The sequence below is a fragment of the Oceanisphaera sediminis genome (assembly GCF_039539745.1).
GTDB lineage: Bacteria > Pseudomonadota > Gammaproteobacteria > Enterobacterales > Aeromonadaceae > Oceanimonas > Oceanimonas sediminis.
In genome coordinates this window covers 28,886-42,060 of sequence record NZ_BAABDS010000019.1, presented here as the reverse complement: position 1 = coordinate 42,060, position 13,175 = coordinate 28,886, and the positions used below count along the sequence as shown (strand labels likewise).

Annotated in this window: 10 protein-coding genes and 1 pseudogene; 1 reads left to right on the top strand and 10 read right to left on the bottom strand. The window is 58.4% G+C overall.

The features are described 5' to 3' along the window. Positions 1 to 376, top strand: a pseudogene (locus tag ABD827_RS06920) (IS4 family transposase); the annotation flags it as partial. A 157-nt stretch (positions 377 to 533) separates the two neighbouring features. Here ABD827_RS06920 and ABD827_RS06915 read toward each other — a convergent pair. The 10 genes from ABD827_RS06915 to xdhC all read right to left on the bottom strand — a co-directional run bounded on the left by ABD827_RS06915 (position 534) and on the right by xdhC (position 12,923). Beyond that, the gene (locus tag ABD827_RS06915; RefSeq protein WP_344963576.1) at positions 534 to 2,003 is read right to left on the bottom strand and encodes an NCS1 family nucleobase:cation symporter-1; all 1,470 of its coding nucleotides are present in this window, start codon (positions 2,001 to 2,003) and stop codon (positions 534 to 536) included. Between the two features lie 396 nt (positions 2,004 to 2,399). Next, positions 2,400 to 2,693, bottom strand: coding sequence for a DUF6506 family protein (locus tag ABD827_RS06910; RefSeq protein ID WP_344963574.1), 294 nt, complete (start codon positions 2,691 to 2,693; stop codon positions 2,400 to 2,402). Positions 2,694 to 2,721: 28 nt separating this feature from the next. Further along, a complete protein-coding gene (locus ABD827_RS06905) occupies positions 2,722 to 3,669 on the bottom strand; it encodes a bifunctional enoyl-CoA hydratase/phosphate acetyltransferase (protein WP_344963572.1) in 948 nt (315 codons plus the stop codon). 197 nt (positions 3,670 to 3,866) lie between these two features. Continuing rightward, positions 3,867 to 5,627, bottom strand: a complete 1,761-nt coding sequence (gene xsc / locus ABD827_RS06900) for a sulfoacetaldehyde acetyltransferase (protein ID WP_344963570.1) — start codon at positions 5,625 to 5,627, stop codon at positions 3,867 to 3,869. 403 nt (positions 5,628 to 6,030) lie between these two features. Continuing rightward, entirely contained in the window at positions 6,031 to 7,497 is a 1,467-nt protein-coding gene (gene pdxR / locus ABD827_RS06895; RefSeq protein WP_344963568.1) for a MocR-like pyridoxine biosynthesis transcription factor PdxR, read from the bottom strand. A gap of 133 nt (positions 7,498 to 7,630) precedes the next feature. Then, entirely contained in the window at positions 7,631 to 9,055 is a 1,425-nt protein-coding gene (locus ABD827_RS06890) for an NAD(P)/FAD-dependent oxidoreductase (RefSeq protein ID WP_344963566.1), read from the bottom strand. A 42-nt stretch (positions 9,056 to 9,097) separates the two neighbouring features. Continuing rightward, positions 9,098 to 9,493: a nuclear transport factor 2 family protein gene (locus tag ABD827_RS06885; RefSeq protein WP_298719743.1), complete on the bottom strand. Its 396-nt coding sequence runs from the start codon at positions 9,491 to 9,493 to the stop codon at positions 9,098 to 9,100. Positions 9,494 to 9,796: 303 nt separating this feature from the next. Beyond that, a complete protein-coding gene (locus ABD827_RS06880; protein ID WP_298719744.1) occupies positions 9,797 to 10,537 on the bottom strand; it encodes a GntR family transcriptional regulator in 741 nt (246 codons plus the stop codon). 217 nt (positions 10,538 to 10,754) lie between these two features. Then, positions 10,755 to 12,059, bottom strand: coding sequence for a guanine deaminase (gene guaD / locus ABD827_RS06875; RefSeq protein ID WP_344963563.1), 1,305 nt, complete (start codon positions 12,057 to 12,059; stop codon positions 10,755 to 10,757). Positions 12,060 to 12,074: 15 nt separating this feature from the next. Continuing rightward, positions 12,075 to 12,923, bottom strand: a complete 849-nt coding sequence (gene xdhC, locus ABD827_RS06870) for a xanthine dehydrogenase accessory protein XdhC (RefSeq protein WP_344963561.1) — start codon at positions 12,921 to 12,923, stop codon at positions 12,075 to 12,077. Between the last annotated feature and the right edge of the window lie 252 nt (positions 12,924 to 13,175).

Genomic DNA, 13,175 nt, shown 5'->3' with positions numbered 1-13,175 from the left:
CCTGAACGCCAAGGAAGTGGTGTCCATCTACCAAACCCGCATGCAAATTGAGCAGAACTTCCGTGATGACAAAAGTCAGCGATACGGTTTTGGCTGGAGCAACAGCAAAACCCTCGGTGAAAAACGGATTGCGGTGTTATGCCTGATTGCGCAAGTTGCCACGCTAATGCTGTGGTTAGTGGGGTTCGAGAGTGAGCAGCAGGGGTGGCATCGGCGCTTCCAGGCGAATACGGTGAAACGCCGGGTACTGTCCTTTCTGACCCTGGGCAAGCAAATGTTGTTTCATGAGCCCCGTCGAGTAACGGGCTCGCTACTGGAGCGAGCCTTGGCACGGTTGAGCCGGCTTTACTTGCTCTCGCGGGGTGTTTCGGCATGACCTATAAAAACTGGGGAGCCCTCAGCGCCTTCGCGGGAATGACAAGAGAAGACACGCAGGAGTGACGACAGAACCACACCCGTTATGCAGCATTACTTACTGCACCTTGCTCCTGTTCCGGCTCCTGTTGCCGGCGTTTTTGGCAACGAGGCCGGCATTAATGCCCGGCCTGACCGACAGACACCGGTTTGGCAGCAGCATGCCGGAACATCAGCAGGTAATAGAAAAGCCCACCCAGTCCGGCACCCAGCAGCCAGCCGTAGCCGTTGAGGTTACTCAATGCCGGCACCAGTACCGTCGAGATGGAAAATACCGCCGCCATGGCAAACGCCGCCAGTGCCCGGCCATTCCAGCCTTTGTTGTAGTAGTAGGCCCCTTTCGGATCGGATGAGAACAGCTGCTCCATACTCAGTTCCTGGCGTTTAATCAGATAGTAATCGACCACTATGATGCCGTAGAACGGCGCTACCACCGCGCCCAGGGCATTAACGAAGCCGGGAATACCAATCTGGCTGATCACCGACACCCAGAGGCCACCGACGAAGAAGGCCACGGTGGCGGTGATCAGGCCACCGATGCGGAAGCTGATCACCCGGGGGAACAGGTTGGCCAGATCGTAGGCCGGCGGAATGAAGTTCGCGACCAGGTTGATACCCACGGTCGCCGCAAAGAAAGTCAGCGCCGCGATAATGGTCAGCGGCAGCGAGTCGACCCGCTCGACGATATCGGCCGGATTGGTCAGCGCATCACCAAACAGCACCAGGGTACCGGCGGTAATGATCAACGCGATAAAGGAAAAGAAGGCCGCGTTCAGGGGCAGACCCAACAGGTTGCCGATCTTCATTTGCCGCTCACTACGTACGAAGCGGGTGAAGTCACCGAAGTTGATCACCACGGCGGCAAAATAGGCCACCATGGTCCCGACAATGGCGGCAAAGGCGGCGATATCACCTCCTTCGTAGTCACCACCACCACTGAAGATGGTGCCGACTGCCGGCAGCAATTGATCGCCGGCTTCAAACCAGACGATGGTCATCAGCACCAGCATCACCACATACACCAGCGGACCGGCCCAGTTGAGGAACACCGTGATCTTGTCGATACCCTGCCAGAACAGGGCAATCTGGAATACCCATACAATCACGAAGGCCAGCCAGGCGGTGCCGGACATGCCGAGATAGGTCTCGCCGCTGCCCGGCCCAAACAGGGCGGTCAGCATCAGGGTCACGGCGGTCGAGGCGAAGTAGGTCTGCACCCCGTACCAGAAGATACCGATGATGGCCCGCAACAGGGCCGGGAAGTTGGCGCCACGCACCCCCATGCTGGCCCGAATCATCACCGGAAAGGGAATACCGTATTTTACGCTGGGCTTGCCGGTCAGGTTGACCAGTACCATCACGATGCAACCGGCCAGAATAATGGCCGCCATCACCGCCCAGCCGTTCAGGCCGTAAGACAAAAACAGCGAGGCCGCCAGGGTATAGCCGAACAGGCTTTGAATATCGTTTGACCAGACGTTGAAGATCTCGAACCAGCCCCAGGATCTGTCTTTATGCTTGATCGGGGCCAGATCCTCGTTGTACAGCGAAGGATCGATGTGCTTGATGTCCAGGTTGTTATCATCCATGAATGACGCTCCCTAAATGAATAAAATAATCGCTCCGATACCAGACAATGGACGGAACTGCGTGCCGTGCTCGCATCGGGTACTGCTTGAGTTCAAGCGTTTCTTCCATTTTTATCGCTCACAAAAAATACAATATATCGTTAACAATATTTCAGGTTCGACAAAAATACAAAATATTTTGTTAACAAATTGTGTCGATTGTGATGTGTGTCGGCAACGAATCCCACTGCGCTATCCGCTCGGCAAGGATCAAATACGAGAAAAACCGGCATGAAGGCCAGTGGCCGGGGTGGCTATTAACGGCAAGGGAAAGGGGGAAGTCGCGAATAAAAAAACCGCCGGCAGCAGCCGGCGGTAAAGAGTAAGAACAACATAACGGCGGATCCGCCCGCCAGCTCAGGGCCAGTCGACCCGCGCCTGATCTTCACTGCGGTATTGCGCCCGCCCCAGCGGTATATGATCGTTGATCGCCTCACGAATGTGCGCTTCTTCTTCGGCGCTGAAACCACCACACAACTCGATCACCTCGATACGCCGGGTCAGCATTTCCTGTGCCGCCATCACCGCCTCTTCCAGGGTGCGCACGCCGGACACGGCGATATCGAACAGCTCACTCTTGATGCGGCTATGGTGCTTGAACAGCTCCAGATCCGCCCCTTTTACAATAAAACCATAACGACTGAGCGACATAAACGACTCCTTACGCTAAAAAACGAATTCAGGATGCCTGCACCAGCGCAGGCGACAGCTGATGAGCACAATAAAGCGATGCCAGGGCGCAGGACGCCAACCGGGCCTCGGGCGGATCGGCCCGCGAGGTCAGAATAATCGGCACCCGGGCACCCAGCACCAGACCGGCGGCGGTGGCGCCCATGAAATACACCATCTGCTTGAACAGGAAGTTGCCCGACTCCAGGTTGGGCACCAGCAGAATATCCACCTGGCCGGGCACCTTGCCCGTTATGCCCTTGATGGCGGCGGCTTCCGGCGACACCGCATTGTCGAAGGCCAGCGGGCCCTCTACCACGGCGCCGGGCAGTGCGCCCATGGCCGCCAGCTTGACCAGTTCGGCCGCGTCCTGACTGGACGGCATGCTCTTGCTCACTTCTTCGGTGCCCGACAGCAGCGCCACCCTGGGCTCATCCTTGCCCAAGGCATGCATGAAGCCGATGGCGTTGCGGGCGATATGCAGCTTGTCGAGTACCGAGGGCTGTACGTTGATCACCGCATCGGTAATGCACAGCGCCTTGTCGCTGCCGGGCACCGTCATGTAGAACACATGACTCAGCCGGCTGTCGGTACGCAATCCCGCCGCCTTGTTGAGCACGGCCCGCAGCAGAATGTCGGTATGCACGTGTCCCTTCATGATGGAATGCGCCTCATTCTGGCTGACCAGCGCCACGCCCAGCCGGGCCGCTTCGGTTTCGTCGGCGGCCTGCACCAGACGAACCTGGTCAAGCGACCAGTCAATGATCTCGGCCTGACGGCGCATGGTGTCGATATCGCCCACCAGTATCGGCTCGATCAACCCCTGCTCGCTGGCCATGCGGGCGCTGGCCAGCGAAACCTCGTTGATCGGATTAATCACTACGGTGGTGACCCGGGGATGCTGACGGGCCTGGGCCAGCAACCGGGCCGGACATTCCTTGGGCGTGGTACTGAGCATGATTCCATTCCTTCCTGACTGACAGAAAACAACCGCACGCCACTGCAACAATGGCATCGGGTTGGCTCCCGTGACCGCCTGTTCTCGCGTCGATGACGCCACAAGCGAATGAGCGTAACAGGGCCGGCGCGGCCAACCCTGGTGCATGACCTCATTGATGAATGAAGTCTGCCCGCCAATGCGGGCAGACTCGACTATCAGCAGAAGTCTTTGTACTTCTCCAGGTGACGTACCGGCTTGGACAGGGCGTCACGACGGAAGGGGTCGCCCAGCTCGCGGGTACACAGGATTTCGATAACGGTGGTCTTGCCTTCCTTCTGGGCAGCACAGGCGGCTTTCAGGGCCGGGCCTACGTCTTCCAGACGGTCAATGGTGACCCCTTCGGCTCCCATGCCACGGGCGATTTCGGCGAAGCTCGGGTTTTCCAGATCGCCGGCCACGAAACGACGGTTGTAGAAGTCGACCTGGTTCTTCTTCTCGGCGCCCCACTGACGGTTGTGGAACACGATGGAAGTCACCGGAATCTGCTCACGCACACAAGTCATGATTTCCATCATCGACATGCCCCAGGCACCGTCACCGGCGTAGGAAATGGCGGTACGCTCGGGCGCGGCCACCTTGGCACCGATAATGGTCGGCAGGGCGTAACCACAGTTGCCGAAGCTCATGGCGGCGAAGAAAGAGCGGGGCTTTTCAAAGCGCAGATAGCTGTTGGACACCGAGTTGATGTTACCGATATCGGTGGACACCATGGCATCTTCCGGCATGGCTTTTTCCAGCTCACGCAGTACCTGACGCGGGTGCAGGTAGTTGCCTTCTTCTTCGGCCTGCTCGGCAATCATGTCCAGCGAGTAGTCATCCTTCTCGTGAATCCACTCGTCCAGTTCCTGTTCCCAGGCCGCTTTTTCGGCGGCAATTTCGGTGGCGCGGGCGCCCTTGGTTTCCAGGCAGTACACGTTCTGCTCTTCCAGACGCTTCAGCATGGACACGGCAGCGGCCTTGGCATCGCCACAGACACCGACGGAAATTTTCTTCACCAGACCCAGCATCTTGGCATCGCAGTCAACCTGGATGATCTTGGCGTCTTTCGGCCAGTAATCCATGCCGTGCTGTGGCAGGGTGCCGAAGGGACCGAGGCGGGTACCCAGCGCCAGCACCACGTCGGCACGGGAAATCAGCTTCATGCCGGCCTTGGAGCCCTGGTAACCCAGAGGACCACACCACAGCGGGTGGCTGGCGGGGAAGGAGTCGTTGTGCAGGTAGCTGTTCACCACCGGCGCACCCAGGAATTCGGCCAGCGCCTTACACTCTTCGACCGCGTCGGACATCACCACACCACCACCGGAGATGATCACCGGGTTCTTGGCGTTGGCCAGCAACTCGGCCGCTTCCTGCAGGCTCTGCTCGCCACCGGCACCGCGTTCGATGCGGATGGGCTGGGGAATCTCGACGTTGATGTCGCCGTAGAAGAAGTCACGCGGAATATTCAGCTGAGTCGGGCCATTTTCCAGCATGGCGCGGTCGAAACAGCGGGCGGTGATCTCGGCCATACGGGCCGGGTTGGCCACGTGCCCCTGGTACTTGGTGATGGTTTCAAAGAACGGCAGCTGTTGGGCTTCCTGAAAACCGCCCAGACCCTGGCTCATGGAGCCGGTTTCGGGGGTAATACACACTACCGGGCTGTGCGCCCAGTAAGCGGCGGCAATGGCGGTCACGAAGTTGGTGATACCGGGGCCGTTCTGGGCGATACAAACCCCATGGCGACCACTGACGCGAGAATAGCCGTCGGCCATGTGGCCCGCACCCTGCTCGTGAACCGTTGGGATCAGTCGAATACCGGCCGGTGCGAAAATATCCATGGCATCCATGAAGGCCGAGCCCATGATGCCAAAGGCATCGGTTACACCGTTGGCCGCCAGAGTTTCAACCAGAGCTTCACTAGGAGTCATACGTGGCATAGCTGTCTTCCTTTTGCTGTGTCCTGTTGGTGACGGTACCTACCGCCACCCCGGAGTGTTCAATCCAATGTTCGGTTCAAGCAGGTTTACGTTCGTTATTATGAATTCAGTGCGAATCGCAACGAGTGACGCCATACTGGCCGTTTCCCCGAGCTTCCCCTCCCGGTGAACCGACGCAGGTAAATAACGTCTGGTGACCTGGATGCGATTCACTGAGGACTAGAGTAGGAACTGGGGGGATCACTGAGTAGGACCAGTTGCGTAACAATCGTTACGCCAGAAAATAAAATTATAAAAATCATAAACTTAAATACAAAAAAGACGCCTTGCGGCGCCTTTTTGTTAACATTTTTAAAACATTGTTCGTCGAAAAGGAATTGACGACCATACTGGCGCAAGCGAATCAGATCATGTCTTCAATCAGCTCTACCAGTGCCTTGATGCCCGGCCGTATCTTGTTGGCCGGAATCGAGGAATAACCGAGACGGAAATAGTTAAGCGGTGCCGGCTGTTCCAGAAAGTGAATATCACCGGGTTCGATCAGTATGCCGCGGTCGGCCGCCTCCTTGCGCAACAGCCGGCTGTCGAGTCCTTCGGGCCCCTTCACCCAGTAACAGGAGCCGCCGAAACTGGGCTGACGACTGGACGAAGGCAGGTATTCGTTCAACGCCTCCCCCATTTCCTGCCAGCGCTCTTCGTAGGCCTTGGCAATCGTCATGATCAACGCATCGTGATAGCCCCGTTCCAGAAACAGCGCCACCGAGCGCTGGTTGTTGGCGGCCGGGTGGCGCAGTATCAGGCGGCGCAAGGCCCGGGCCTCGCGGATCAACTCGGCGGGGCCGACCAGGTAACCCAGTCGCAGTCCCGGCGCCAGGGTCTTGGACAGGCTACCGACGTACAGCACTCGATCGTTGGTATCCAGGCTCTTCAGCGCCGGTATCGGATTGGACTTGAAGTTACTCTCGCATTCGTAATCATCTTCGATGATCAAAAAGTCCTGCTCGCTCGCTTTTTCCAGCAGGGCATAGCGCCGTTCCAGCGGCATGGTCACCGTGGTCGGGCACTGGTGACTGGGAGTGGTAAACACCGCATCACAGCCGTTCAGCCCTTCATCAACAACCAGTCCCTGATCATCGACCGGCAGGCCGCGTACCCGGGCCGGGTTCATGGTGGCGATGTTGCGAATGTCCACATAGCCCGGCTCTTCGATGCCGATGGTGCTGTCTTTGTCCAGCAGCAGCCGGGCCAGCATGTACAGCGCCTGCTGGGCGCCCACCGTCACCAGTATCTGATCAGCCGAGGCCCAGACGCCGCGCCTTGGCAGCAGCCGGGTACGGATCTGCTCGATCAGCAGCGGATCATCCGCATCGAAACGATCCGAGGCCCAGTCGCGAATCGCCGGTACACTCACCGCATCCCGGCAGCATTCGCGCCAGTTGTTGCTGGGAAACAGGCTGGTATCGAACTGACCGTAAATAAAGGGATAGGGATATTTCTGCCAGTCTTTGGGCTTGGTGATGTTGTGCTGATGACTGGGAATAATCTTGAGTTTGTTCGCCCAGTCCGGTGGTGAGCCCTCTTCTTCGCGGCTGCTCTGTACCGGCACCTCCAACTGGCGGGACAGAATATCCGGATTGACGAAATAACCACTGCGTTCCCTGGCCAGCAGATAGCCATCGTCCAGCAAATGCTCATAGGCCAGCACCACCGTATTGCGGGCAATACTCAGCTGCTTGGCCAGCTTGCGGCTGGAAGGCAGAGGGCTGTCCTGGGGAATATTGCCATTAAGGATGGCGGCGGCAATTTGCTCGCGCAGCTGCTGCTGCAGACTGGTGGTTTTTTCCGTGGAGAAATGAAACAGCGGGAACATACAACGACTTACCTGTCTACGAGTGATAAAACAGACGCAAAAATGCCGAAGCCATAATGCGTCATTAGGTTACACCTTTGTAACCCAATGAACGCAAAAGTAAAGCTTCGGCATCTCAAGCTGTTAGCTCGGTTTACAAATGCTCGTCGCGCAGCTGGTACCAGTGGTACAGCATCCGCTGCCCCATGCGACGGAAGGGCGAAAACAGGTGTCCCGGCAGTGCCGTGTCGTAAATCGGCAGTTCGAAGCCTTCCTTGATGCCCGCCACGCGCTGGGCCATGCGCCGGCCGGCATGGGCCGAGAACATGACACCGTTGCCGCCGTAACCCAGGGCATAGAATACCTGCTCTTTTTCATCGGGCTGGGCGATACGCGGCATCATGTCGTGACTCACATCCACCCAGCCCCACCAGGAATAATCCACCTTGATGCCGTTGAGCGCCGGAAACTTGCGATGCATGCCGTCGATCAGTAACTGCAGGTGCTTGGGATTGGGCGCATCGCTGCCGGTAATGGAGCTGCGACTGCCGATCTGCAAGCGATTGTCCGGCAGCTTGCGGTAATAATGCCGCAGGGTACGGGTGTCGGTGATCACCTCGTTGGTCTTGAAGTTACAGGCGGCGAGCTCCTGATCCGTCATCGGCCGGGTCACCAGCGAGTTGGACAGTATCGGCATTATCTTGCTGCGCAGGCTCTGGTGCAGCCCCTGCGAGGTATAACCCCCGGTGGCGACCGCCACGGCCCGGGCACGCACTATGCCACCCGGCGTTTGCAGATAATGGATACCGTTTTTGGTTTCCCAGCCGGTGACCGGACTGGACGGATGTACGGTCGCGCCCAGCTCCCGCGCGATGCGCTGATAGCCATGGGCCAGCTTGAGCGGATGCACACCGATGCCGTCCGGCTCGTGCATGGCACCCACCGCCTCGGCTTCGTCAACGTAGTTGCGGCTGAGAGTGGCCTTGTCGAGCATCTCGGTCTCGTAACCGAACTGATTGCGCAATACCTTGGCTTCGGCCTCCAGCTTGCGCATCGCCTTGTCCCGGTGGGCGATGTAGAGATGACCGCCATCCTGGGGATTACAGTCGATATTGCCGTCCTTGATCAGCCCCTTGAAGGTATCGAAACCTTCACGCACCTCTTCGTGCATCTTGCGGGCGGTATCCAGGCCCCAGCGCTGTATCCACTGGGAACGAGTCAAGCGACCAGAGGCATTCTGGGCCTGACCACCGTTGCGGCTGGTACAGCCCCAGCTGATCTGGTTGGCTTCCAGTACCGTCGCCTTGATGCCATGTTCCTTGGCCAGAAACAGGGCGCAGCTCAGGCCGGTGAAGCCACTGCCGATAATGGCGACGTCCACATCCACGTCCTGAGTGATGGGGCCATCGTCTTCCGGCGGTGCGCCGGCGGTGGCCACCCAGTAGGTGGGCGCATACTGCTGGCCACGACCCGGCGTAGGAGCAACCAGTGGATCGTAGGTGGGATCATAGCTGTCCAGCACCTTCTTGGACTGAGCCGGCTGGCGGAGATCCGCCTGGGTTTTGTTGGCAATATCCATATTTGTATTCCCCGGATGAAAAGTTGAAATCCCTGGTGTTGTTTACTTGGGATCCAGCAGCGGGCGGTCTTTACGGAAGGCCTGCTTCAGCACCAGCTTGCCGTCGTTCACGGTAAAGATATCGACGCCGTCGGCTTCGATTCGCTTGCCATCCGGGCAGGTAGCACAGAAGGTCCACTGGGACACGCCCTTGTCGCCGGCGGCAAAGTGGCTGGTGTTCTGCCAGCTGACATCGGGATAGGTGGTCCATACCTTGACGAAGGCGGCGGCCACGGCGGCGGCACCATCGAAACGGGTGCCGTATGCTTCGGTGCCGGCGGCACCTTCGAACACAACATCTTCGCTCATGCAGGCCATGACGCCCTCGATATCGTGACGATTGAAGGCGGCAAACAGTTGTTCAAGCAAGGCGACGGTTTTCTGATTTTCTGCTGACATGACATTCTCCTTTGGCAGCCCCGTCTGGGCTGTGCGATGACCATAAATCCAGCAGTTGTTACTGCCGTTTACATGTTCACAACATTAGGAGGAAGGCGGCCATGCCGGTAGCGCCAGTTGGCTGCCGTGGCTTGGACCACCCCCTGACCGGGGTGTCGGCACGACAAAAACGCCACGGCAAGACAGCGGAGGCGGAGGAATAAAGTGAGAGAGAACAACAAGATAAGCGGAGCCTGCTACCGGCTCCGCACTCAGGGGAGATGAACGACCATGGCCTGACGGCTATGGCTTAGCGGCTAAGGCTTAACGGCTACGGCCTGGCTTTTTCTTGACCACACCGGAAAACACCACATGCAAATCGGTGGAAGCGGACTCGTTATCCAGGTTCAGCTTGCCTTCGATATGGTTCAGGTGCTCGGTCATCATGTTGACCGCCTGCTGCGGATCACCGGACTCGATGGCCTTCAGCAGGGCGTCATGCTCGTTAAAGGAGCAGTGCACCTGATGGCCGACTTCGTACTGGGCAATGATCAGCGAGGTTTGTGATACGACGCTGCGCTGAAAGTTGAGCAGCGGCGTGTTGTTGGCCATGTGGGCCAACTCCAGATGAAACTCGCCCGACAGCCGAATGCCCTTGCCGCGGTCACCCCGCGCGAAGGCATCGTGCTCTTCCTGCACCATGGTACGGATGCGCTGCAGACCTTCGGGCGTGGCATGTTTCACCGCCAGCTCGATCACCGCCAGCTCCACCACCCGGCGAGCGGCGAAAATCTGCCGCGCTTCTTCCACACTCGGGGCCGCTACCACGGCGCCACGGTTGGGTCTGATGCTGACGACCTGCTCGTGCGACAGGCGCAACAGAGCACGACGGATAATGGTTCGGCTGACGCCGAAGATTTCGCCCAGCGCTTCTTCGCTGAGCTTGGTGCCCGGTGCCAGCCGCTGTTCGAGAATGGCATCGAAGATATGTTCGTAAACAATATCATCCTGGGTATTTGAGCTCGACTTGACGGGTCTCGGCTCCAGTTGACTGAGTGAACTCATGCTGTGGGTTTCCAGTTACGGCCTGCATATACGACAAAAGGTATACCGCATGCTTGCCTGTTAGTTAAATTTTTGTAATCTCGTATACAATCTTACTGGGTTTTGCACGATACGACAGTTGCAATAGTCAAGACTGTGACTGAACACAAAAAACGCCCGAAATGGGCGCTTTTCGCAGCACAGCCGCAGCGGGCCGAGAAGAGGTTTCTATTGGAACTTAATGCCGGCGGTAGCAGCAGTCACCATAAATATAGGTTTCGGCAATCACCCGATCGTCCCCCAGCATCATCAGCACGAATAATTGTTCGAACAAATTGTGAGCATTTTTCATTCGCGCCTGTATCAAGGGGGTGGCATGGAGATCCAGCACCAGAAAATCGGCTTCCTTGCCGACCGTCAGGTTACCGATACGATCGTCCAGGCTAAGTGCCTTGGCACCGCCCAGGGTAGCCAGATACAGCGCCTTCAGCGGGTGCAGCTTGTGCTGCTGCAATTGCTGAATTTTGTAGGCTTCGGCAATGGTCTGCAGCATGGAGAAACTGGTGCCGCCGCCCACGTCGGTGCCCAGACCGACCCGGACCTGGTGCGCTTCCATCCTGGGCAGATCGAACAGCCCAGAGCCCAGAAACAGGTTGGAGGTGGGGCAGAAGGAGATCACCGAATCGGTCTCCCCCATGCGTTCGCATTCCTCCTGCTCCAGGTGTACCGCATGGGCGAATACCGAACGCTCACCGAGTAGACCGAAATGGTCATATACATCCAGATAGCCCTTGCGCTCGGGAAACAGCTCCTTCACCCATGCGATTTCCTGCTTGTTTTCGGACAGGTGCGTCTGCAGATAAACATCCGGATATTCCTGCAGCAGGCGACCGGCCACGGCCAACTGATCGGCGGTACTGGTGGGTGCAAAGCGTGGCGTTACCGCATAGAGCTGGCGGCCCTTGTGGTGCCAACGCTCGATCAATGCCTTGCTGTCGGCATAAGCGGACTCGGGAGTATCGAGCAGATAGTCGGGAGCGTGCCGGTCCATCATCACCTTGCCGGCGATCATCCGCGTGTTACGTTTTTCGGACTCACTGAAAAAGGCATCGACCGAGGCTTTGTGCACGGTGCCGAACACCATGGCGGTGGTGGTGCCGTTACGCAACAGCTCATCCAGAAAGAAGCTCGCCACCCGCCGTGCGTGTGCGGGATCGGCAAATTTCCGCTCTTCCGGAAAGGTATAGTTGTTCAGCCAGTCGAGCAACTGCTCGCCATAGGAGGCGATCATCTCGGTCTGGGGAAAATGGATATGGGTATCGATAAAGCCGGCGGTGATCAGCTTGTTTTCAAAACGGATCACCTCAAGATTCGTCGGCTGGCGCGCCAGCACCTGGTCGGCCGGGCCGATATCGCAGATATGGCCGTCGGCCACCACCAGCACACCGTCTTCATAATAGGCATGGCTGGCGTCCAGCCCGACCCGGGCCGGATCGGCCAGGCTGTGCAGAATGGCGGCGCGATACGCGGTCACTTGCGTCATGTAAAGGCTGCTCCTTTAAACTTGGTATGATGGAGACGGCACCGACTCGGTGCCGTCCGCCTGGGTATCCGCCGCGGTACCGGGCGCCGTGACCGGCTGCTGATAGGCCCCAATCAACTCGCCGGCCACCGACACCGCGATTTCTGCCGGATGCTTGCCGATCACCTCGGGCAGGCCGATGGGGCAGATCATCCGGGCCAGCGCCGCCTCGTCGAATCCCCGCTCTTTCAGCTTGTAATCGAACCGCTTGCGCTTGGTGCGCGAGCCGATGACGCCGAAATAACGGGCATCGCCCCGCTTGAGAATACGGGCACAGAGCTCCAGATCGAGCTGATGGTTGTGAGTCATCACCAGATAGAAGCTACCGGCGGGCTGGCCGTCGATCTCGGCCACCGGATCATCGCTCACTAGCTTGCTGGCACCGGCCGGCAGCTCGGTAGGAAACTCATCCTCCCGCTCGTCTATCCAGGTAATGCGAAACGGTAAGGTGGCCAGTATGTGCACCAACGCCTTGGCCACATGGCCGGCGCCGAACAGCACCAGATGATGGCGTGCCCGCACCACCGGCTCCAGCATGATGGTGGCCATGCCGCCACAACACTGGCCCAGGCTGGCGCCGAGGTTGAATCGCTCGACCTTCATCTGTTGTTCGCCTTGCAGCAACATGTCTCGCGCCAACTTCAGCGCCTTGTATTCCAGATGGCCGCCGCCGATGGTGGCGTAGCAGCCCTGCTCGGTCACCAGCATCTTGGTGCCGCTGTCGCGAGGCGTAGAGCCCTTGTGCTCGACCACAGTCACCAGCACGCAGGGTTCGCCCTTGCGTTCCAGCTCGGCCAGCACCTGAATCCAGTTGTCCTTGAACATCACTTCACCTCTACTACCGCCTCTACTACCAACAGCAAACGCAGGTTTTATCTCAGGAGAAACATCGGGCCAAGGGTCTACTCCCCCGACACGCCATAAACCCATCCCTGGGGGCTCGGACATGTCATCCCTGGCATGTCACGGTCGGCGGAGCAGATCCCTCAGCCCTCCCTTGGTGACGGAGTCGCCTGTTGGTCTAGTCCGCTGGCAGCTCGAGTGTCAAGGAGAGGCAACAGGGATTGCCTCGGCCGA

What these genes read in the sequence shown, in the direction of transcription:
- xdhC (WP_344963561.1), bottom strand. Translation starts at nt 12,923, where the DNA reads ATGTTCAAGGACAACTGGATTCAGGTGCTGGCCGAGCTGGAACGCAAG.
- guaD (WP_344963563.1), bottom strand. Translation starts at nt 12,059, where the DNA reads ATGACGCAAGTGACCGCGTATCGCGCCGCCATTCTGCACAGCCTGGCC.
- pdxR (WP_344963568.1), bottom strand. Translation starts at nt 7,497, where the DNA reads ATGTTCCCGCTGTTTCATTTCTCCACGGAAAAAACCACCAGTCTGCAG.
- ABD827_RS06890 (WP_344963566.1), bottom strand. Translation starts at nt 9,055, where the DNA reads ATGGATATTGCCAACAAAACCCAGGCGGATCTCCGCCAGCCGGCTCAG.
- ABD827_RS06885 (WP_298719743.1), bottom strand. Translation starts at nt 9,493, where the DNA reads ATGTCAGCAGAAAATCAGAAAACCGTCGCCTTGCTTGAACAACTGTTT.
- xsc (WP_344963570.1), bottom strand. Translation starts at nt 5,627, where the DNA reads ATGCCACGTATGACTCCTAGTGAAGCTCTGGTTGAAACTCTGGCGGCC.
- ABD827_RS06905 (WP_344963572.1), bottom strand. Translation starts at nt 3,669, where the DNA reads ATGCTCAGTACCACGCCCAAGGAATGTCCGGCCCGGTTGCTGGCCCAG.
- ABD827_RS06915 (WP_344963576.1), bottom strand. Translation starts at nt 2,003, where the DNA reads ATGGATGATAACAACCTGGACATCAAGCACATCGATCCTTCGCTGTAC.
- ABD827_RS06880 (WP_298719744.1), bottom strand. Translation starts at nt 10,537, where the DNA reads ATGAGTTCACTCAGTCAACTGGAGCCGAGACCCGTCAAGTCGAGCTCA.
- ABD827_RS06910 (WP_344963574.1), bottom strand. Translation starts at nt 2,693, where the DNA reads ATGTCGCTCAGTCGTTATGGTTTTATTGTAAAAGGGGCGGATCTGGAG.